Here is a 21,861-nt window from a genome sequence, read left to right as displayed (position 1 = left end):
TCTCGCCGTACATTCGCGGTGAGGGCGCGCTTCTGTCTGCCCCGCTCGGCCCCTCGTGGCCTGCGCAACCGTAAGCTCGCGTCCTCCCACTGGTCACTGAATTCCCCTACGCTCCCTCTCGGTTGACATGCCCAAGACATGCTCAGCGGGAGGAACAAGGGATATGGCAAAGCTCTTTCGTACCGCGGTCGCGGCCGGTGCCGTGGCCGTGCTCGCTTTCGTCACCACCCCGGCCCACGCCGCCGACCCCGGCCAGCTTCCGTACCCCTCCACCACCGGGGTCGGGGTCCACAACTCTTATGAGAAGGCCACCTTCCCCTACTTCGCGGACGCCCTGGACTCCGGCGCCGGAATGCTCGAACTCGACCTGTGGACCAATGTGTTCGGCGCCTCCTGGCGTGTCTCGCACAGCAACCCGCTGGGCAATGACAACAACTGTGTGAACGCCACCAACGTCGGCGAGCTGCGCAACAAGGCGCAGAACCGTGATCTGGCCGGCTGCCTGTCCGACATCAAGGTCTGGCACGACGCCAACCCGGGCCACCGGCCCATCGTCCTCAAGCTCGAACTGAAGGACGGCTTCCAGGGCAACGCCGGCCGTGGTCCCGCCGCCCTCGACGCCCTGCTCACCAGCAAGCTCGGTGACGCGCTCTACCGTCCCGCGGATCTGGTGGGCGGTCACAGCGACCTCGACCAGGCGGCCCAGGCCGGCGCCTGGCCCACGCGCGCGCAGATGGCCGGCAAGTTCATCGTCGAACTGATCCCGGGCACGGTCGAGGAGCAGAATCCTTTCGACACCCTGTGGACCGACCGTGAGTACGCCACCTATCTGCGTGATCTCAAGGCGGCTGGACGGCTCCGCGAGGCGGCGGCCTTCCCGGCCGTCCACAACGCAGCGACCGGCGATCCGCGCACCCGGTACACGGACGCCTCGATCAGGCCCTGGTTCGTCTTCTTCGACGGGGACGCCTCCGCCTTCAGCGGTCTCGACACCTCCTGGTACGCGCAGCGGAACTACTTCGTGCTGATGACGGACGCGCACAATGTGGCGCCCGCCATCGACGGCACCAACCCCACCGAGCAGCAGGCCCGCGACCGGCTGGCCCTGCTGGCCCAGCGCAACGCGAGTCTGATCTCCTCCGACTGGCACGGGCTGAAGCCGGTGCTCTCCTCTGTCGTGGCGCGCGGCGCGGCCCAGTAGTCCCTGCGGTCTCTTCTGTTCCTTTGTTCCTTCTCCCACCGACCTCCGCCGCACAACCCGTCCCCATGTCCCACGGCCGGGGCGCTCAGCCCCGCTCACGCTGTTCGGCGTCCCGGCCGTGGGCCGCCAGCACCATCCCCACGGTGTCCGCCTCCTCCGCCGCCTTGTCCTCCCGGTAGCGGACCACCCGGGCGAAACGCAGTGTCACTCCCGCCGGATAGCGGGACGACCGCTGGAGCCCGTCGTACGCGATCTCGACCACCAGCTCCGGACGTACGGTCACGGTGAAGCCGTCGTCCCGTACGGCCAGCTCCCCGAGGCGCTCGGTCTGCCACTCCAGCATCGCGTCCGTCAGTCCCTTGAAGGTCTTGCCGAGCATCGCGAACGAGCCGTCCTCACGCCGTGCGCCGAGATGCAGATTGGAGAGTCTGCCGGTGCGCCGACCATGTCCCCACTCCGCGGCCAGCACCACCAGATCCAGGGTGTGCACCGGCTTCACCTTCAGCCAGCCCGCGCCGCGGCGGCCCGCGCTGTACGGAGTGTCGAGCGCCTTGACCACCACGCCCTCGTGTCCTCGGGCCAGAGTCTCCCGCAGAAACTCCTCACCGGCCGTGTCGTCGGACGACGGAGAAACGACGATCCGCCGTACCCGCATCGGCTCGGGCACCAGCCGCGCCAGCGCCGCGTACCGCTCCGCGCCCGGCAGATCGAGCAGATCCTCACCGTCCACCGCGAGGATGTCGAAGAAGACCGGGGAGAGCGGGACCGCCACCGCCGCGGACCGTACATCGGTACGGGAGCCCACCCGGCCCGCGATCTCCTGGAACGGCCGCGGCCTGCCCATCTCGTCCAGCGCGATGACCTCGCCGTCCAGGACGAAACGGTCGCCGTCGAGCGCGAGCGCCGCCTCCGTCACCTCGGGCAGCCGGTCCGTGATGTCGTCCAGCGTGCGGGTGAAGATCCGTACGGTCGGTCCGTCGCGGTGCACCTGTACCCGGATCCCGTCCAGCTTCTCCTCGACGGCGCAGGTGCCGAGCCGGCCGACCGCCTCCGTGACGCTTCCGGCGCTCTGCGCGAGCATCGGCAGGACGGGCCGGCCCACGGTCAGCAGGAACTCCTCCAGCACATGCGGTCCTTCGGCCAGCAGCCGCTGCGCCACCTGTTGCAGCGAGCCCGCCAGCATCACCGCCCGCCGCACCACGGCGGCGCCGGCGCCCGAGGTCTCCGCGAGCGCCTCGACCGCGACGGCGTCCAGCGCTCCCTGCCGCAGCTCACCGGAGATCAGCCCGACGAGGAAGCGCTGCTCGTCCTCGGTGGCCGCCGCCAGCAACTCTTGGACCAGCCGTCGCCGCTCGCCCTGTGAGCCCGGGCCCGCGACCGCGGCGAGAGCGGTGAAGGTGTCATTGACCTCATGCACGGTCAGGGTGGCCCGGTCCGCGGGCGGCGGTGGGTCCTTGAGGGCGTTCCAGCCGACGCCGATACGGCCCTGAGGCAGCCGCCCGGCCAGATACGGGATGACGACGGGCACGTCCTCGGGCCCCGCTGTACGGAACACTCCGGCCAGCAGGGAGATCTTCCGGGACCGCGCCGAGGTCTGCGCGACCTCCCGGGAGACACGGGCGAGCGGTGCCAGCATCATGCAGCCATCGTGCTACGCCGGACGCGTGCGCGCGCGTCCGGTGAGGGCCGGGAGTCCGGTGCGCTCACCGGGTTAGCCTGGCCGTACTCCGCCCGGTGGCGGGACGGCCGGAGCGGGCACCCGGAGCAGGTATCGGCGGGGAGGACGGACATGGGTGGGACGGATCCCCGGAGCGAGCAGGATGCCCGCGGTGAACGGGACTCCCGCGGTGAACGGGACTCCCGAGGTGGACAGGACTCCCGAGGCGGCGGCGAGTCCGGTGGCGGCGGCGAGTCCGGCGGCCCGTCCCGCGAGCGGGCTGCCGATCCCGGGCTCTTCGGGCCCGGCTCCATCACCTGGCAGCTCCACAGCGACCCGATGATGTGGATCGCCGGAATCCGCGCCCTCTATCTCCAGGCACTGCACCCACGCGCCGTCCGTGGCGTCATCCAGAACAGCGACTTCAGAAAGGACGCCTGGGGGCGGCTGCGGCGTACGGCCCACTTCGTGGGCACCATCAGCTACGGCACCACCGAGGCCGCCGAGCGGGCGGGCGCCCGGGTCCGCCGTATCCACCGGCTCCTCACGGCCACCGATCCCGTCACGGGAGAGCGCTACGGCGTCGACGAACCGGCGCTGCTGCTCTGGGTGCACTGCGCCGAGGCCGACTCGTACCTCCATGTCCTGCGCCGCTCCGGCATCGTCCTCAGCGACGCGCAGGCCGACCGCTATGTGGCCGAACACCGGGTGGGCGCCCGGCTGGTCGGTCTCGACCCGGACCAGGTGCCCGGCACCACCGCCGAGCTGGCCGGCTACTTCGCCGAGGTCCTGCCCGAGCTGGAGTGCGGTCCCGAGGCGCGGGAGGTGGACGACTTCCTGCGCCGGCCACCGGCCCACCCGCTGCTGGTCCCGGCCCGTGAACTGCTCTGGCGCCGGGTGGCCTCGCTCGCCTACCAGGCCCTGCCGCCGTTCGCCCACGCGCTCTACGGCAGAGCGGCTCCCTCACCGGAGGCCGTCACCCACCGGCTCACCGCCGCCGGGAAGCTGCTTCGGCGGATCCCGGCGCGGGTGCGCTGGCAGCTTCCGCCGAAGCACATCCTCCGGGCGACGGCGAGGCTCGGTCCCGACACCCGGCCCAGCCCGTACACACTCCAGGGCCGGGCGGCCATACTGGACGGGCCGGGGAGGGCGCAGCGAGGTGACGGGGGCGACAGCACGCGATGGCGGACACCAGGCTGATCCAGGGCCGCTACCGGCTGCTCGATCTGATCGGGCGCGGCGGGATGGGCGAGGTGTGGCGGGCGCGCGACGAGTCGCTCGGCCGGCAGGTCGCGGTCAAGTGCCTCAAGCCGCTGGGGCCGCAGCAGGACTCGTCGTTCACGCGTGTCATGCGGGAGCGGTTCCGCCGTGAGGCGCGGGTCGCCGCCGCGCTCCAGCACCGTGGCGTCACGGTCGTCCATGACTTCGGCGAGTACGACGGAGTCCTCTATCTCGTCATGGAGCTGCTCGAAGGGCGCAACCTCAGCCAGCTCCTGGAGGACAACCAGCAGCGCCCGCTCCCGGTGCCCGATCTCGTCGACATAGCCGAGCAGATCGCGGACGCCCTCGCCTACACCCATGAACAGGGCATCATCCACCGCGACTTGAAGCCCGCCAACATCATGCGGCTCACCGACGGCACGGTGAAGATCTGCGACTTCGGCATCGCGCGCCTCGGCCATGACATCGGTTTCACCTCCCGGCTCACCGGGACGGGCATCGCCATGGGCACTCCGCACTACATGTCGCCCGAGCAGATCGGCGGCGGCCATGTCGACCACCGCAGCGATCTGTACTCGCTGGGATGTGTGCTGTACGAGATCGCCACCGGCGCGCCGCCGTTCGATCTGGACGACGCCTGGGCGGTGCTGGTCGGCCACCGTGACACGATCCCTCGGCCGCCCAGCGGGCACCGCGCGGATCTGCCCGGCTTCTTCGACCGGATCGTGCTCGACCTGCTGGCCAAGACGCCCGAGGAACGGCCCTCGGACGCGGGCGATCTGCGCCGCCGGATCAGCGGCGCCCGCTTGGCCCTCGGCCCTGATTCCCAGCACGGCCGCCCGGTGCCGACCGGAGCGGATCCAGGTCCCGCGCCGCCCTTTCCCGGCCGCCCGGCGCCGCTGCCGGACGAGGACCGGCTACCGTCCTGGACCCGGGGGATGACCACCGGGCACAAGGCGACCGGTGTGTCCGTCCTGCGGCCCACTCCGCCCGACCACACCGCCGGGCTGACCGGCGAGTGGACCGCGCCCGCCGATCCGCGTCTCGCCACCGGGATGTATCCGCACCGGGCGCGGCCCACTCCCTCGCCCGAGCAGCTCGCCGTCCTCGCCAGCCGGCACAACGCCGGTCTGAGCCTGGGCCGGCTGGGCCGCTGGGAGGAGGCGGGCGAGGTGCACCGCGCGGTCGTGGCCGAACGTGAGCACGCCCTCGGCCCCGACCATCCGGACACCCTCGGCAGCCGGTACGAAGTCGGCTTCACGCTCAGCAGGACCGGGCGGACGGCCGACGCGCTGCGTGAGTTCACCCGGGTCGTGGAGGGACGCGAGCGCGCGCTCGGCCCCGACCATCCGGACACGCTCACCGCCCGCCAGGAGATGGCGTACGTCCTGGGACAGCTCGGCCGGCACTTCGAGGCCCACCAGGTGTTCGCGGCGGTCCTCGCCTCCCGTGAGCGCACCATGGGCCCCGACCATCCGGACACCCTGCGCTGCCGCCACAACCTGGCGTACAACCTCAGCCGGCTCGGCCGGCTGGAGGACGCCTACCGGCTGGCCCGCGAGGTCGCCGCCGCCCGCTCCCGGGTGCTCGGCGCCCACCATCCCGACACTCTGGTCACCCAGTACGAAGTGGCCTACACACTCGGCCTGCTGGGCCGCTGGCCGGAGGCGCTGAGCGCATACCACGAGGTCGCGGCGGCCCGTGCCCACGCGCTCGGGCCCGACCATCCCGACAGCCTCGCCGCCCGCTACGAGGTCGGTATCAGCCTGGGACGGCTCGGCCGCAGCGCGGAGGCGCTGGAGCTGTACCGCGCGCTGGTCGCCGACCGTACCCGGGTCCATGGCCCGCAGCATCCGGAGACTCTCCGGGCACGGCACGGCCTCGGCGTCAATCTCGGCAGGCTCGCCCGCTGGGCGGAGGCGCTCGCGGAGTCCCGTGATGTCTGCGCGCTCCGCGAACGGGTCCTCGGGCCCGACCATCCCGACACACTCGTCAGCCGCCGGGAGATCGCCGTCGGTCTGGGCTGGCTGGGCCGCTGGGGCGAGGCCCTGGCCGTCTACCGCCAGGTCGCCGAGACCCGTGACCGGGTGCTGGGCCCCGCCCATCCGGACGCCCTGGCCAGCCGCAACGACGAGGCGCACTGTCTGGAACAGCTCGGCAGAGGAGCGGAGGCGGTGGAGCTGTACCGACAGGTGGCGGCGCTGCGCCAGGGCCACGGCGGCCGGAACCGCTGAGCGGGCGGCGGCGCTCCGCCCGGCACGTAAGGGACCTCCTGACAGGTACGGGACCTTCCGACGCGTACGGGACGGGACCTGAGGCCGTCCGCGCGCCTGCGGCCTCGCCGAGCCCGTACCGGCACCTCCCGTACCTCTGGCCCCGAGATCATCCGCGTGTTACCAAGAGCCATGCCCGCACATGTCTCGTACGACGCCGTCATCGTCGGCGGCGGCCACAACGGTCTGGTCGCCGCCGCCTATCTCGCCCGCGCCGGGCGCTCCGTCCTCGTACTGGAGCGGCTCGGCACCACCGGAGGGGCGGCCGTCTCCAGCCGTCCCTTCGCCGGTGTGGACGCCCGGCTCTCCCGCTACTCGTATCTGGTCTCCCTGCTGCCGGAGAAGATCGTGCGGGAGCTGGGTCTGCGCTTCACCGTGCGCAAGCGGACCGTTTCCTCGTACACGCCGCTGGGCGAGGGCGGACTGCTGGTCGGCGAGGGACGCACCCGTGCCTCCTTCGCCGCGCTGACCGGTGGCGAGACGGAGTATGCGGCCTGGCGGGAGTTCTACGGGATGACGGGACGGGTCGCCGAGCGGATCTTCCCGACTCTCACCGAGCCGCTGCCCACCCGCGAGGAACTGCGTGCGCGCGTCGATGACACGACCGCCTGGCGGACGCTCTTCGAGGAGCCGATCGGTGCCGCCGTCGAGGAGCGGTTCCACCACGATCTGGTCCGGGGAGTGGTGCTCACCGACGCCCTGATCGGCACCTTCGCCGATGCCCACGACCCGTCACTCGTCCAGAACCGCTGCTTCCTCTACCACGTGATCGGCGGCGGCACCGGCGACTGGGACGTACCGGTGGGCGGGATGGGCGCGCTCACCGACGCGCTGGCGGACGCCGCGCGGTCCGCCGGAGCCGAGATCGTCACCGGGCACGAGGCGACCGGGATCGTCACCGACGGGACCGCCGCCGAGGTCTCCTTCCGCTCCGGCGAGAGCGACGGTACGGTGACGGCCCGTCAGGTCCTGGTGAACGCCTCGCCTCAGGCCCTCGCCGCTCTTCTCGGCGAGGAACCGCCCGCCGCCGCCGAAGGCGCCCAGTTCAAGGTCAATATGCTGCTGCGCCGGCTGCCGAGGCTGCGCGACCGGTCCGTCGATCCGCGTGAGGCCTTCGCCGGTACCTTCCATATCGCCGAGGGATACGAGCAGTTGGCCACGGCGTACCAGGAGGCGGCGGGCGGCCGGCTGCCGAGTGCGCCGCCGTCCGAGATCTACTGCCACTCCCTCACCGACCCGTCGATCCTCGGTCCCGGACTCGCCGCCGAGGGCTATCAGACACTTACTCTGTTCGGACTGCACACTCCCGCGCGGCTGTTCGCCGCGGACAACGACGCCGTACGCGCGGAGCTGCTCGCCGCCACTCTGGCCCAGCTCGACCAACGGCTCGCGGAGCCGATCGCCGACTGTCTCGCGGTGGACGAGAACGGCCGACCTTGTATCGAGGTGAAGACTCCGCTCGACCTCGAACGTGAACTGCGGCTGCCGGGCGGCCATATCTTCCACCGGGATCTGGCCTTCCCGTACGCCACCGAGGAGACCGGGCGCTGGGGCGTGGAGACGGCGCACGCGAATGTACTGCTGTGCGGCGCGGGCGCCGTCCGAGGCGGCGGCGTGAGCGGAGTGCCCGGCCACAACGCTGCGATGGCGGCCCTGGGCCGGTGAGCACGGAAGGCCACGGGGCCCGGGCGGGGTACGGCCGGGGCCCGGCCTAGTTTTTGGACGCCACCCAGCCGACCGCGTCGATACGGGCCGCGTCCTCCCGCCGTGTGTCATCGAAGACCGTACGGCCGCCGTCCTCGACCCGCAGTCCGTCCACATACGCGCCTCGTCCGACATACAGCCGGTCCGTCGTGTACCGCCAGCGCAGCCTCACCTCTGTACCGCGCCAGGCCGCGAGATCGGCGCTCAGCCGGTGCCAGACGCGGCCCGACCAGCCCGTGGCGGAGCCGGTGGGATGGGCCAGCGGCTCCTGCCCGGCCCGTACGGTCGTGAAGGGCACCGGCCGCCAGCTCGCGCCGCTGTCCGCCGACGCCTCCAGGAACAGCGCGTCGGAGCCGGGCTCGGTGTCCCACCACAGCGAGCAGCGCAGCCGTCCATGCCCGGACTCCGGTGCGAGTGTGAGCGGAGGCAGGGACAGCGTGGCCGTCGTGGCGTTCGCCATGCCCGAGAACCAGGCCGTACGGCCTCTCTCCGGCCGGACCGCGACGGCACGGGCCATCCGGTCGGCGGTCGCGACACGCGGCGCGCTCCCGGAGCGCCAGCTTCGCACGGGATGGACGGAGTTGCCGAGGACGATCAGGAACGAGTCGGTCGTCGGGTCGAGAACGAGACTCGTGCCGGTGAACCCGGTGTGGCCCGCCGTGCTCGGAGTGGCCATGGCGCCCATGTACCAGTGCTGGTACAGCTCGAAGCCCAGACCGTGGGCATCGCCGGGGAAGCCGGAGTTGAAGTCGGTGAACATCAGCTCCACGGACTCCGGGCGCAGGATCCTCGCCCGGCCGTAGGCGCCGCCGTTGAGCAGCGCCCGGGCGAGGACCGCCAGGTCCCAGGCACAGGAGAAGACACCGGCGTGGCCCGCGACCCCGCCGAGGCTGTACGCGTTCTCGTCGTGCACCTCGCCCCACACCATTCCGCGGTCCAGCCCGGACCACGGCCGCCGCGCGTCCTCCGTGGCGGCGATCTTCGGCTTCCAGGAGGCGGGCGGGTTGTAGCGCGTACGGTGCATCCCGAGCGGACCGGTGATCTCGTCGCGGAGCAGGGTGTCCAGCCGCTGCCCGCCGATCCGCTCCAGGATGAGCTGGAGCGAGATCAGATTGAGGTCCGAGTAGAGATAGACCGTGCCGGGCGGATTGAGCGGCGCCTCGTTCCAGAGCAGCTCCAGCTTGCCCTCGTACGTGGGCGCCGTATAGAGCGGGACCCAGGCGCGGAAGCCGGAGGTGTGCGTCAGCAGCTGACGCACCGTGATGTCCTCCTTGCCCGCCCGTCCGAACTCCGGCAGATACGCGGCGACTCGCTCCTCCAGCTCCAGCGCGCCGCGCTCGATCTGCTGGACCGCGAGGATCGAGGTGAACAGCTTGGAGACGGAGGCGAGATCGAAGACGGTGTCCTCGGCCATCGGGATCTGCCGCTCGGCCGGGAGCTCGACTCCGGTGCCGGTCTTCTCGTCGTACGCCGCGTACCGTACGGCCTTGCCGATCGGGCGGTGCAGGGCCACCGTCCCGCCACGGCCCGCGAGCAGCACGGCGCCCGCGTACCACGGATGGACGGGCGACGGGCCCAGGAAGGCCATCGCGTCGGCGACCAGCCGCTCCAGCTCGTCGGCGAGCAGACCGGCCCGCTCGGCCGAGCCGCGCCGCAGCGTCCTGCGCCCGGAGCCGGGCCCGTGGCCCCTACCGCCCGTACCGCCCGTGGCACCGGCGCCGCCGCCCGATCCGGCCGTCGCCGCGCGGGCCACGCTCTCGGCGAACGGGATCGGCGCCAGCGCGAGCGCGCCGCCCAGCGCCAGCACTCCGCCGCCCAGCCCGCGCCGGCTGATCCCGTCGCCCGTACCGTCCTGTGTCATCAGGAAGCCCTCCCCTGAAAGTATCTTTCGGGATCTCGATCGACTCCTGAAACTTTCTTGCGGGACCTGTGCGCTGTCAACCCTTCCCCGCTGCCCTGTGGACAACGGCCTCGACACCACGCCGGGCCCGATATCACGCCCGAACTGACACCGCATCACCGGAAGCGGTCCACGGACGCCGTCCGGCGCAGCCCACCGCGCGTACCTCCGGTGGTTCTGGCAGCGTGAGGCGCATGACGACGAGCGACACCATCAGGTCACTGATGTCCCGGTGGACCGTGGTGGTGCCGCTGCTCGCGGTGGTCGCCCTCGTACTGAGCTGGGGACGCTCCCTGCCCGGCTTCGCGGTCGCCCTGGTCGCCCTCTGTCTCGCGAGCGCGGTGCTCGCGGCCGTGCACCACGCCGAGGTCGTCGCCTACCGGGTCGGGGAACCGTTCGGCTCACTCGTACTTGCCGTCGCCGTCACCGTCATCGAAGTCGCGCTGATCGTCACTCTGATGGTCGACGGCGGCGCCAAGTCGGCCACGCTCGCCCGGGACACCGTCTTCGCCGCCGTCATGATCACCTGCAACGGCATCCTCGGACTCTGTCTGCTGGTCGGTGCGCTCCGCAGCAGGATCGCCGTGTTCAATCCCGAGGGCACGGGCGCCGCGCTGGCCACCGTCGCGACCTTGGCCACCCTCACCCTGGTGCTTCCCACCTTCACCACCAGCCGGCCAGGGCGCCAGTTCTCGTCGGCGCAGCTCGGCTTCGCCGCCGTCGCCTCGCTGATCCTGTACGGGCTGTTCGTCGCCGTACAGACGGTGCGCCACCGCGACTACTTCCTGCCCGTCACCCAGGACGGTGAGGTAAGGAGGGAGGAGGAGTCGTACGCTCCGCTGCCCAGCCGCCGGGCGGCCGGAGTCAGTCTGGTGCTGCTCGTGGTGGCGCTGATCGCCGTCGTCGGTGATGCGAAGGCGGTCTCGCCCACCATCGAGTCGGGAGTGGAGTCGGCCGGGCTGCCTCAGTCGGTGGTCGGTGTGGTGATCGCCCTGCTCGTGCTGCTGCCGGAGACTCTCGCCGCCGTACGCGCGGCCCGCCGCGAGCGGGTGCAGACAAGTCTCAATCTCGCGCTCGGCTCCGCGATAGCGAGCATCGGGCTGACAATCCCGGCCATCGCGCTCGCCACCGTCTGGCTGAGCGGACCGCTGGTCCTCGGACTGGACGCCACGCATATGGTGCTGCTCGCGCTGACCGTGGTGGTGGGCGCGCTGACCGTCGCACCGGGACGCGCCACACTGCTCCAGGGCGGAGTCCATCTGGGCATCTTCACCGCGTTCGTCTTTCTGGCCATCAGCCCATGACGCCATCAGTCCATGACTCCCGGCCATGAACCGCCATGACTTCCGGGCTCCCGCGTCCTTCGGCCGTGGCCTGTCGAGGACCGACGGCGATCGATAGGCTGGCCCGGGACGACGCAGCGGGAGGAGCAGGACGTGGCCGAGAGCATCACCACCCACAAGCCGCTTTCGGGGTGGGACAAGCCGGAGCTCGATCTGAGCAACGCGGACTGGCAGTCGAGCAGCCAAGGCACGGGTGACGTCCAGATCGCCTTCGTCGAGGGCTTTATCGCCATGCGCAACAGCGGGCGGCCCGAGAGCCCGTCGCTGATCTTCAGCCCGGCCGAGTGGCGGGCCTTTGTGATCAACGCGCGTGAGGGGGAGTTCGACCTCACCTGACATGACCGCGTGACCTGACCGCGCGCGGGCCGCCGCGCGGCGCGGGACACCCCGGGGAGCCGGCCGGCCTCCGGGGGACAGAGGGCTTTCACGCCTCCCGTCCCCGACTCTCCACCGTAGGGCGGTGATTGAGCCGAGTACGACGGAGAGCCGGTACATGGTCTGTGCGTGGTCGGCGCGTTCGCCCATGGCTGACGGCCGGATGTCTCCGGTTCCGCCCAGGGGCTCGCGATCGTCACACCCGTACCGTCCGCCTCATCCACCTCACCTGTATCGACGTCCGGGAAACCTGACGGAAACCTGGCTCCGGCGAACCGACGGCAGACGCCCGAGGGAGCTTCCGCGTGCCTCCGTGAAAGGGCTCACGTGGCTCCTGAGTAGTGGCGCGAACACGTACCATGGTGGGATGTCCTTCCTCCGCCGCCGCAGCGCCGCCACACCCGCGGGCCCGGACTTCGACGTCCTGGCCATGGACCCGGGTGACTGGCCCGGAAACCTGGGCGCCGGTCTGCTGCCCGCTCCCGACGGCAGTTGCCAGGGTGTCTTCCTCCGGTACGACCTCTTCGGCGGCCGTGGCCCCGCGATGATCATCGGAAATCTGCCCGAGGGCTCACCGGCCCGCGAACTGGTGGACGGACAGATCCCGTTCGAGGTGGCACAGCTTCTGCTGGCACTGGAGAACGAGGAGCCGGTCGAGGTCGTCGGCAGCGAGGACATCCCGGTGATGCAGGGCGACAATCTGCTGATCGTCCGCCGTCTCAAGCTCTCCGAGAGCCGGATCTCCTGTGTGCAGTTCGATCGCAGTGACCATGTCCTGGTCACCATCGCGAGCTGGGACCGGCCGATCACGGACGATCTCTACGCGCTGCTGAAGCCGCTGCCCGCGGAGCTGTTCCAGCAGGGCTGAGTCGGCCGGCGGACTCAGGGCGGCACGGACCCCGGACCGGGGGCCGTGCCGCCCTTCTCGTGCTGCCCTGTGAACTGAATTTGTCTTGCGTATTGCCAATTCTGTCATCGGACCTTTAACGTCCGGGCCATGACGCCTGGGATCAGCCGTAGAACCACGATCAAGTCCGCAATTGGGGTAACCGGCGCCTTGACACTGGGAGCCCCGGTCCCGTCTGCCGCCGCAACCGGCCATGACACATCCGATGAATTGACGCTGTGGTATCAGAAGCCCGCCGCCGACTGGGAGCGGGAATCGCTGCCCATCGGGAGCGGAGCGCTCGGCGCGAGTGTCTTCGGCACGCTCGCCACCGAGCGGCTCACACTCAACGAGAAGACACTGTGGACCGGTGGTCCCGGAGCCGAGGGCGGATACGACCACGGCAACTGGACCGAGCCCCGGCCCGGCGCACTCGCCTCCGTACAGGAGCGCCTGGACACCGAGGGCAAACTGACTCCGGAGACGGTCGCCGCCGAACTTGGCCAGCCCAAGCACGGCTTCGGCGCCTATCAGGTCCTCGGCGAACTGGAGCTGGCCGTTCCCGGCGCGCCGACGGCTCCCGACGCCTCGTACCGACGCTCGCTCGACCTCGGCACCGCCCTCGCGGCCGTCTCGTACATCCATGAAGGCACCACGTATACAAGGGAGTTCTTCGCCTCCTTCCCGGGCAAGGTGATCGCGGGCCGGTTCTCCGCCGACGAGCCGGGAAAGATCGGCTTCACCCTGCGCTACACCTCGCCCCGCGAGGACTTCACCGCCACCGCGAGCGGTGACCGGCTCACCGTACGAGGCGCGCTCCAGGACAACGGGCTGCGGTTCGAGACCCAGATCCGGGTACGTACGGACGGCGGCCGGGTCACCGCGGGCACGGACGGCACTCTCACCGTCAGCGGCGCCGACAGCGCGTGGTTCGTGCTCGCCGCAGGCACCGACTACGCCGACACCTATCCGCGCTACCGTGGCGCCGACCCGCACACGGCCGTCACCAAGGCGGTCGACGCCGCCGCCCGCCGCTCGTACTCCGCGCTGCGCACCGACCATGTGAACGACCACCGCGCGCTCTTCGACCGGGTCTCGCTCGACATCGGCCAGCAGCTCCCGGAGCTGCCCACCGACCAGTTGCTGACGGGCTACACCGGAGGCGCCGGCGCCGCCGACCGGGCACTCGAAGCGCTCTTCTTCCAGTACGGCCGCTATCTGCTCATCGCCTCCTCGCGCGCAGGCTCGCTGCCCGCGAACCTCCAGGGCGTCTGGAACAACGTCACCAATCCGCCCTGGTCGGCGGACTACCACGTCAATATCAACCTCCAGATGAACTACTGGCTCGCCGAGGTCACCAATCTCGCCGAGACCACCGTTCCCTACGACCGCTATGTCGAGTCGATGCGGGCTCCCGGCCGGGTGAGCGCGCGGGAGATCTTCGGCTCGGACGGCTGGGTCGTACAGAACGAGACCAACCCGTACGGCTTCACCGGAGTCCACAACTGGGCCACCTCCTTCTGGTTCCCGGAGGCCGCCGCCTGGCTCACTCAGCAGCTCTACGACCACTACCGCTTCAACGGATCCACCAGCTATCTGCGCGCCACCGCCTATCCGGTGATGAAGGAAGCGGCGGAGTTCTGGCTCGCCAATCTCCGCACCGACCCACGGGACGGCACGCTCGTCGTCACGCCCAGTTACTCGCCGGAGCACGGCGACTTCACGGTGGGCGCGGCGATGTCGCAGCAGATCGTCTTCGATCTGTTCACCAACACCCTGGAGGCCGCCCGGACGCTGGGCGACTCCCGCGCCTTCCGCACCCGGCTGGAGACCGCCCTCGGACAGCTCGACCCAGGGCTGCGTATCGGCTCCTGGGGCCAGCTCCAGGAGTGGAAGACCGACCTCGACGGCCGGACGGACGACCACCGCCATGTCTCGCATCTCTACGCCCTGCACCCGGGCCGGCAGATCGAGGCGGGCAGCGAGTGGGCGGAGGCCGCCAAGGTCTCGCTGACCGCGCGCGGCGACGGCGGCACCGGCTGGAGCAAGGCATGGAAGATCAACTTCTGGGCGCGGCTGCTCGACGGCGACCACGCCCACAAGATGCTCTCCGAGCAGCTCAAGAGCTCCACCCTGCCCAACCTCTGGGACACGCACCCGCCGTTCCAGATCGACGGCAACTTCGGTGCCACGTCCGGTATCGCCGAGATGCTGGTGCAGAGCCAGCACGGACCGATCGAGGTGCTGCCCGCCCTGCCCGCCTCCTGGCCCGACGGCCGGGTGAAGGGACTGCGGGCGCGCGGCGGCGCGACGCTCGACATCGAGTGGTCCGGCGGCCGGGCGACCAGGATCACCCTGCGAGCGAGCCGTACGACGGAGCTGACGCTGCGCAGCACCGTGCTCGCGGGCGGCGAACGCACCTTCCGGGCCATCGCCGGCAAGACCTACGTCTTCCGGGGAGCCTGACGAGCCCTGGGCCCAGTGCCCGGTGTCCCACTGCCCCCGTGGCGCCTCTGTCCCAGGCGCCACGGGTCCCATGGTCCCGTCCGGCACACCGCCGGACGGGGCCATGCCCTGTACGGGGCCATGCGCTGTACTACGGGCCCGGCCCGAAACCTCGGCTCACACCTCGCGCGATACCGGCCGGTATCCCGCACGATGGAAATACGCCAGGGGCCCGCCGGCACGTGGCTGTCCGCCCGCTGCCGGAGCTTCGTCGAGCGAAGGGTCAGCATGGGTAATAACGTCAACAACGGCAGCAACGGTCTGACGCCGGAGGTCCTGCGCGAGCTGCGCCGCCCGCGCCCGTACCCGGCTGTGTCCCTCACGATGCCCACCAACCGCCGCGATCCCCGCGCCGAGGCGGACGCCGTACGGCTGCGCAATCTCCTCGCCGAGGCAGGACACCGCCTGGAGGCCGACCCGGACGTGGACAAGCGGGCACGTGTCGCGCTCAGGGCACAGCTCGACCGGGCCCTCGCCGAGGTCGATCTGAGCCATACGCTCGACGGGCTGCTGCTCCTCGCCGATGGCCAGGAGCACCGGATCTGGTATCTGCCGCGTGAGGTGCCCGAGCGTGTCGTCCTCAGCGACAGCTATCTCACCCGGAATCTGGTGGCCGCCACCGCGCAGTCACGCCCGTACTGGGTGCTCGGAGTCGCTGCCGACCGCGCGACGCTCTGGAGCGGCTCCGGTGAGTCGCTGCGCGAACACCGCGCGGACGGATTTCCCATGGCGGCGCCCGAGGAGAGCTGGGACGTCGAACGGGAGGAGCGGATCGGCGACACGCCGAGCACCTTCACCGACGAGGAGACCCGCAAGTTCCTGCGGTCCGTGGACGACGCCGTGGGCGCGGTCCTGGCCCGCAGGCCGCGACCGCTGCATCTGGTCGGCCTCGCGCCCGCGCTCGCCCTGCTGGAGGAGGCGGGCAACGCCACCCGCTCGGCCGTCGGCAGGCTGGTCAAGGGCGGTCTGGTGGACGGGCCCGCGCCGGTGCTGCTCAAGGAACTCCAGCCGGTGATCGAGGAGTACGCGCGGCGCGAGAAGGAGGAGGTGCTGACACGGCTGGACGAGGCGAAGGGACGGCGCACCTTCGCCGCGGGACTCGACGAGGTCTGGGAGTCGGTGCGCGAGAAGCGGGCCGAGCTGGTCGCGCTCGAAGAGCACTACCGCCGTACGGTCCGGGTCCACGACGGCCATCTCGTGCCCTTGGACGACGCGCCCGCATCTGTGGCCGCCGGGCACAACGACGTACGGGACGACATCGTGGACGAACTGGTGGAGACGGCGCTGGACGGCGGAGCCGACGTGGTGTTCCTGCCGGACGGTACGCTCGCCGCCCACGACAGGATCGCCGCCGTCCTGCGCTTCTGACAGCCGGAAGCACCCGGAAGCACCAGGAAGCGAACGCACGGACGGCGGGCGTCACAGGCCCCTCCGTGGCCGATGACACCCGCCGTGTTCCGCATCCTGTACGCCGCGTCCCGTACGCCGGGCGGCGCGAGCCGTGCGCCGTGCGCCGTTGGTCAGCGGCGCACGGGCAGCACCTCGACATCGGACGCCTTCACATAGCCGACCCGGTGCCCGTACTGGATCTCGTAGTACCTCTCCTGGCCGCGCACCACCCGGTGCCCGGCGGTGTCGAACGTCGGCGCGTAGTAGTACTCGCCCGGCGCGCTGTCACCCACGACATACCGCTGACCGGCGAGCACCTTGTACGGCAGCGCGGAGACGGTCTGGACCGGCACCTCCGCCGGATACGCAGAGGCCTCCGGATAGGCCCGCCCGTACACCGGCACCTCGGCCACTCCGGCCTTCGGCGTCAGCAGCGAGGCCTTGGCGCCCACCGCCGTCGGCCGTGTCCGCGGATTGTGGAACCAGGCCTTCTGGCCGAGATACCAGATCGCCGTCCAGTCGCCCTGGCGCCCGGCGACCGCGTACTGCTGGCCGGTCGTGGCACGGGCCCCCAGGTCATTGACGTCTGTCGTGGTGTCCTCGCCGCCCGGGCGCAGTCCGATGTCCTTCACCAGCGGAGCGGTCTCCTGCGGCGCGGTGTGCAGCCGTACGGCGCCCGAGCCGTGCGGGGCACAGACCTGGCCCGGCTGCTCGCATCCTGTGTACACCGGCTTGTTCGACGCGTAGTCGGGCCGGATCGTCACCACATCGGCGTTCGCACCCGCGGTCGCCTCGAACGGCTTGCCCAGCAGCCGGAAGTAGTGCGCCCAGTCCCAGTAGGGGCCCGGATCCGTGTGCATATCGGGGATCAGCGCGGTGGTCGTGCCCGGCACGGTGTCATGGCCCAGGATGTGCTGCCGGTTCAGCGGGACGTCGAACCTCTCCGCCAGATATCTCACCAGCCGCGCCGAGGTGCGGTACATCGACTCCGTGTACCAGGCGTCAGGCGAGGCGAGAAAGCCCTCGTGCTCCAGACCCACCGACTTGGCGTTGATGTACCAGTTGCCGGCGTGCCAGGCCACATCCTTGGTCGCCACATGCTGGGCGATATGACCGTCGGACGAGCGCAGTGTGTAGTTCCAGGACACATAGTCCGGGTCCTTGATGAGCTTGAGCGTGGTGTCCCAGGAGCCCTCGGTGTCATGGATGACGATGTAGTCGATCGACTGGGACGCGGGCCGGTCGGCCTTGTCGTGGTTGCCGTAGTCCTTGTCGCCGAACTCCGCGTACGCCGCGGGCAGCCACTCACAGGCGACCGTGCGCGGGCACTCCGCCTCGTCCGCCGGGACCGTACGCAGTCCGAGCCGCGCCGCCTGGGAGGTGTCCGGCGAGATCTTCGGGGCCGCGCGCAGCGCGACCCGCTGGCCGCTGTCCGTCGTATGCCGCTCACCGCCTCTGATCACCGCGTACACATCGTTCGCGTAGGCCGTGGCGGTCGCCGAGTCGTCCGCTCCGGAGAAGCGGGCGACCGCGCCGTACCAGTCGGCGGGATCGCCGCTCAGCGGCTCGCCCAGCTCCCGCTGGGCCGCGGCCAGCAGCGCCGCGCCGCCGCGGATATTGGCGGCCGGGCTCTCCCGCAGCTCCTCGGCGGGCAGTCCGGTCAGAGTGGCGGCGCGGTCCAGGGTGCGCAGCCGCGCGGGCAGTTCGGATGTCCTGGGCGGCGCTGTCGTCGTGGCCGTCCGTACGGTCCTGACCGTCCGCGCCGGACGGGAAGTGTCACCGCGCGCGTCCTCCGCGCCGTCCGAGTGGTGCTGCCGCGCGCCGGCGATCGCGGCCCTGGCGTCGGTCAGATGCATCGGACCGTAGCCGCCGGTGACGCTGGGCGCCCCGCTGTGCGTGTCCCAGCGCGACTGGAGATACGAGACGCCGAGCAGCACGCTCTGCGGTACCCGGTACTGCGCGGAGGCCGCGGCGAACTCGCGCTGGAGCGCGTCGGCGGCGGGCTGTTCCGCGGTGGCGGAGGGAGCGGCCGAGATCAGCGGCAGCAGCAGGGCGGCGGATGCCACGGCGCCCCCCGCTCTCAGCGCACGCCCACGGCGGGATCTCGGATGTGGGGGGACGGAACCTTGCAACGCAGCCTCCAGTGACGGGTGATACGCGAGGGTCTGCCGGGCGGGGCCGACTACAGAGGTATCGGCTCCCGGACGATCCGTCAATCATCCGCCACAGAGGCGATTTCCCACGTCAGCGCGGGTTTCCTGGAGTTTCGCAGCGGTGGTGTTCCGGCCTGCGGCGCGTCAGTGGAGTGAACCAATGAAGGAACAAGGCCCGCTGTCCGGCGCCCGGTTCACGGCTCGAACGCAGAGCGCGGTGGTCGCCCTGGAGCGGCGCCGTCCCAGGGAGAGCCATATCGACGCACCACGCACCCCGTGTGTCGGCACGGGGCACGCGACGCGGTTCTCTTCCTCCGGTCGGTGGAACGGATCAGCGGGTGCCGACCGCGGCACGCACCGCACGCCGCGCCATCGCGCAGTCGTCGTGCAGCCGGCGCAGCAGCAGCCGCTGCTCCTCGCCGGTGGCCGGACCGCACTGCCCGGCCGCGGAGGCTCCGGCGGCGGACGAGGAGGAGGGGGACGACGACGGGCCCGCGCTGGGCTCCGGCGCCTCGTGCATCGCGCGCTGCACCGCCGTCTCGTACATCCGGATCTCCCGGGTCAGTACGAGCATCAGATTGACCAGGAACGCGTCCCGCTCGGCGGGACCTCTGACCTGTGCGAGCTGGCTGATCTGGCGCCGTGCCGCCGGAGCGTCCCCGAGCACCGCCCACAGCGTCGCCAGATCGTATCCGGGCAGGTACCAGCCCGCGTGCTCCCAGTCGACCAGCACCGGGCCCGCCGGTGACAGCAGGATGTTGGAGAGCAGGGCGTCGCCGTGGCAGAACTGGCCCATCCCCTGCCGGCCGGCCGCCAGACCGTGCAGCAGCTTCTGGAGGTCGCCCAGATCGCGGTCCGTGAACAGACCCAGTTCGTGGTAACGGGCGATCCGTGACGCGTAGTCGAGAGGCGCGTCGAAGAGTCCGGCCGGTGGCCGCCAGGTGTTGAGCCGGGCGATCGCGCCGAGCGCGGCCCGTACATCGGCCCTCGGCGGTGCCTCCACCGGATGGCGGGCCAGCGCCGCGGCCCGGCCGGGCATCCGCTCGATCACCAGCGCGCAGTTGTCCGGGTCCGCGGCGACGAGCCGGGGCACCCGCACCGGTGGCCGGTGCCGTACGAAGGAACGGTAGGCAGCTATTTCATGCCGGAACCGTTCGGTCCACACCGGCGAGTGGTCCAGTAAACACTTGGCGACCGCGGTGGTGCGCCCGGTGGTTCCGACGAGCAGTACGGACCGGCCGCTGCGGCGCAGTACCTGTACCGGTTTGAACTCCGGACAGATCCGGTGCACCGACGCGATGGCCATCCGCAGCTGCGCGCCCTGAGGGCCGGACAAGTCGAGTCTCCCGCTGAGCGGTTGGGTGACGGCTCCCGTCCTGATCCGAGTCCGCCCGACATGGGTGGGGTCGAGATACGGTCCGCTCCCGGGCACGACCGTACGCTGCGACCGGGGCGGAGCGGACACGGAGGACGATGCTGTGTACATGGGCGATACAGATCCCTTCGTGTGCCGACGAGTTGCGTGCGCCGTCCCGCCCCGGCGGCCCTTCGGCACCCTGGGGAGTACGTCCTGCCGCCGGGGCGGGGTGGCGCTTTCCTACCCGACACCCGAGTGCGGGTGGCACACCATCTGGCGCACCCTGGCGAAGCCTGGCGAATAGTCGCCATGCATCTGCCGGAGGGCTACTGTCAAGTCAGCCGAGAACCTGGGGGCTTGACGTGAGCGGAGTATCCAACACCCGTCTGTCGGATCTGTTCGGCCTGGCCGGCTGGTCCAAGGGCGAACTCGCGCGGATGGTGAACCGGCAGGCGGCGGCCATGGGCCACCCTCAGCTGGCCACCGACACCTCGCGGGTGAGGCGCTGGATCGACATGGGGGAGACCCCGCGCGATCCCGTGCCGAGAGTGCTGGCGGCCCTGTTCACCGAGCGGCTCGGTCGTGTCGTGACCATTGAGGACCTCGGGTTCGTACGGAACGGGCGCGCGGGGAAACGACGGAACGCCGGGAGCGCCGGGAAAACCGACAATCCCGACGGTCTGCCGTGGGCGCCCGACCGGACGGCAGCGGTCCTCACCGAATTCACGGGAATGGACCTCATGCTCAACCGTCGAGGCTTGGTCGGCGCGGGTGCCGCGCTCACCGCAGGCTCCGCACTCACCAGCGCCATGCACGACTGGCTGCACTCCGACCCCGCGCTCGCGTCGGACGCGCCCCGGCTCGACGATCCCCTGCACGCCGACCCCGCCGGGTTCGACCGTTACGAGGCCGCCCCCATCGGGTCGCAGGAGATCGACGCGCTGGAGCACTCCGTGGAGGTGTTCCGCGCCTGGGACGCCGCCCGCGGCGGCGGGCTCCAGCGCAAGGCGGTGGTGGGCCAGCTCAACGAAGTGGGCGGCATGCTCGCCTACCGCCATCCCGACCATCTCCAGCGGCGCCTGTGGGGCGTCGCCGCCAACCTCGCCGTACTCGCCGGGTGGATGTCCCATGACATCGGCCTCGAACCCACGGCCCAGAAGTACTTCGTCATCGCCACCCACGCGGCACGCGAGGGCGGCGACCGGCCGCGTGCCGGTGAGGCCCTGTCCAGAGCCGCCCGGCAGATGATCCATCTCGGCCGGCCCGACGAGGCACTCGATCTGATGAAGCTCGCCAAGTCCGGCTCCGGCGGCGAGACTCTGCCCCGTACACGCGCCATGCTGCGCACCATCGAGGCCTGGGCACAGGCGTCCATGGGCCGTGGCCAGGCCATGCGCAGGACCTTGGGCGAGGCGGAGGAACTCTTCGTCTCGGACAAGGGCGATGTGCCGCCGCCCTGCTGGATGCAGATGTTCGACGAGGCCGATCTGCACGGGATGGAGGCGCTGGCCTTCCGTACGCTCGCCGACCACGAACCGGCGGCGGCGACCGTGGCGCAGAGCCATGCCAAGAAGGCGCTGGAGCTACGGGGCGGCGGCCGGCAGCGGTCCAAGATCTTCGACTACATCTCGCTGGCGTCCGCGTGCTTCATCGCGGACGATCCGGAGCAGGCGGACCGGTACGCGCGTCTCGCGCTGGTGTCGATGGGGGAGACCTCGTCGCACCGCACCTGGGACCGGCTGCGGGAGATGTACCGGCTCACAGGCCAGTACGCGGGCCACGGGAAGATCGAGGACCTGCGTCAGGAGATCCAGTTGGCCCTGCCCAAGAATCCCGCCAGGAAGGCCGGGAGCGCCGACATCTAGCAGCCTCCGATACAGCGCACCCCTCCGGTACA

The 21,861-nt window shown here is 70.9% G+C and carries 14 protein-coding genes; 10 read left to right on the top strand and 4 right to left on the bottom strand.

The window, feature by feature from the left end:
• Positions 1-163: 163 nt before the first annotated feature.
• Positions 164-1,201 (top strand): phosphatidylinositol-specific phospholipase C domain-containing protein, encoded by a 1,038-nt coding sequence (locus tag ACFV6H_RS17995; RefSeq protein WP_385542789.1) that lies wholly within the window; start codon positions 164-166, stop codon positions 1,199-1,201.
• An 85-nt stretch (positions 1,202-1,286) separates the two neighbouring features.
• Here the strand turns inward: ACFV6H_RS17995 and ACFV6H_RS17990 are convergent, their stop codons facing one another.
• A complete protein-coding gene (locus ACFV6H_RS17990; RefSeq protein WP_385542786.1) occupies positions 1,287-2,840 on the bottom strand; it encodes an ATP-dependent DNA ligase in 1,554 nt (517 codons plus the stop codon).
• A 150-nt stretch (positions 2,841-2,990) separates the two neighbouring features.
• Between ACFV6H_RS17990 and ACFV6H_RS17985 the strand changes: the two genes are divergently transcribed.
• The 3 genes from ACFV6H_RS17985 to ACFV6H_RS17975 all read left to right on the top strand — a co-directional run bounded on the left by ACFV6H_RS17985 (position 2,991) and on the right by ACFV6H_RS17975 (position 8,017).
• Complete coding sequence (locus ACFV6H_RS17985; protein WP_385542783.1) at positions 2,991-4,058, top strand: oxygenase MpaB family protein; 1,068 nt, start codon at positions 2,991-2,993, stop codon at positions 4,056-4,058.
• Positions 4,040-6,313, top strand: coding sequence for a tetratricopeptide repeat protein (locus ACFV6H_RS17980; protein ID WP_385542780.1), 2,274 nt, complete (start codon positions 4,040-4,042; stop codon positions 6,311-6,313). Before ACFV6H_RS17985 ends, ACFV6H_RS17980 begins: the two co-directional genes overlap by 19 nt.
• A 171-nt stretch (positions 6,314-6,484) precedes the next feature.
• The gene (locus tag ACFV6H_RS17975) at positions 6,485-8,017 is read left to right on the top strand and encodes a phytoene desaturase family protein (protein ID WP_385542777.1); all 1,533 of its coding nucleotides are present in this window, start codon (positions 6,485-6,487) and stop codon (positions 8,015-8,017) included.
• Positions 8,018-8,063: 46 nt separating this feature from the next.
• On the opposite strand, the gene ACFV6H_RS17970 is transcribed toward ACFV6H_RS17975, so the two are convergent.
• Entirely contained in the window at positions 8,064-9,917 is a 1,854-nt protein-coding gene (locus tag ACFV6H_RS17970) for a serine hydrolase (RefSeq protein WP_385542774.1), read from the bottom strand.
• Positions 9,918-10,150: 233 nt separating this feature from the next.
• Here ACFV6H_RS17970 and ACFV6H_RS17965 point away from each other — a divergent pair, with 233 nt between their 5' ends.
• From ACFV6H_RS17965 to ACFV6H_RS17945, 5 genes are all read left to right on the top strand, one after another.
• Positions 10,151-11,260, top strand: coding sequence for a calcium:proton antiporter (locus tag ACFV6H_RS17965; protein WP_093592389.1), 1,110 nt, complete (start codon positions 10,151-10,153; stop codon positions 11,258-11,260).
• 132 nt (positions 11,261-11,392) lie between these two features.
• Positions 11,393-11,635, top strand: a complete 243-nt coding sequence (locus ACFV6H_RS17960) for a DUF397 domain-containing protein (RefSeq protein WP_066952556.1) — start codon at positions 11,393-11,395, stop codon at positions 11,633-11,635.
• Positions 11,636-12,041: 406 nt separating this feature from the next.
• Positions 12,042-12,542: a hypothetical protein gene (locus tag ACFV6H_RS17955; protein ID WP_046496399.1), complete on the top strand. Its 501-nt coding sequence runs from the start codon at positions 12,042-12,044 to the stop codon at positions 12,540-12,542.
• Between the two features lie 129 nt (positions 12,543-12,671).
• Positions 12,672-15,026, top strand: coding sequence for a glycoside hydrolase N-terminal domain-containing protein (locus ACFV6H_RS17950; protein ID WP_385542769.1), 2,355 nt, complete (start codon positions 12,672-12,674; stop codon positions 15,024-15,026).
• A gap of 267 nt (positions 15,027-15,293) precedes the next feature.
• Positions 15,294-16,433: a chemotaxis protein gene (locus ACFV6H_RS17945; RefSeq protein WP_385542766.1), complete on the top strand. Its 1,140-nt coding sequence runs from the start codon at positions 15,294-15,296 to the stop codon at positions 16,431-16,433.
• 152 nt (positions 16,434-16,585) lie between these two features.
• On the opposite strand, the gene ACFV6H_RS17940 is transcribed toward ACFV6H_RS17945, so the two are convergent.
• Positions 16,586-18,586 carry an N-acetylmuramoyl-L-alanine amidase gene (locus ACFV6H_RS17940; RefSeq protein ID WP_385542762.1) on the bottom strand — a complete coding sequence of 667 codons (2,001 nt, stop codon included), beginning with the start codon at positions 18,584-18,586 and terminating at the stop codon, positions 16,586-16,588.
• 352 nt (positions 18,587-18,938) lie between these two features.
• Positions 18,939-20,093 carry an aminoglycoside phosphotransferase family protein gene (locus tag ACFV6H_RS17935; RefSeq protein ID WP_385542759.1) on the bottom strand — a complete coding sequence of 385 codons (1,155 nt, stop codon included), beginning with the start codon at positions 20,091-20,093 and terminating at the stop codon, positions 18,939-18,941.
• A gap of 233 nt (positions 20,094-20,326) precedes the next feature.
• Between ACFV6H_RS17935 and ACFV6H_RS17930 the strand changes: the two genes are divergently transcribed.
• Positions 20,327-21,829: a hypothetical protein gene (locus ACFV6H_RS17930; protein WP_385542756.1), complete on the top strand. Its 1,503-nt coding sequence runs from the start codon at positions 20,327-20,329 to the stop codon at positions 21,827-21,829.
• The last annotated feature ends 32 nt before the right edge of the window (positions 21,830-21,861 follow it).

It is taken from the genome of Streptomyces sp. NPDC059743, from assembly GCF_042732975.1.
Taxonomy (GTDB): Bacteria; Actinomycetota; Actinomycetes; order Streptomycetales; family Streptomycetaceae; genus Streptomyces.
The sequence above is the reverse complement of the archived record's forward strand: the minus strand, read 5'-3'. Positions and strand labels throughout refer to the sequence as shown.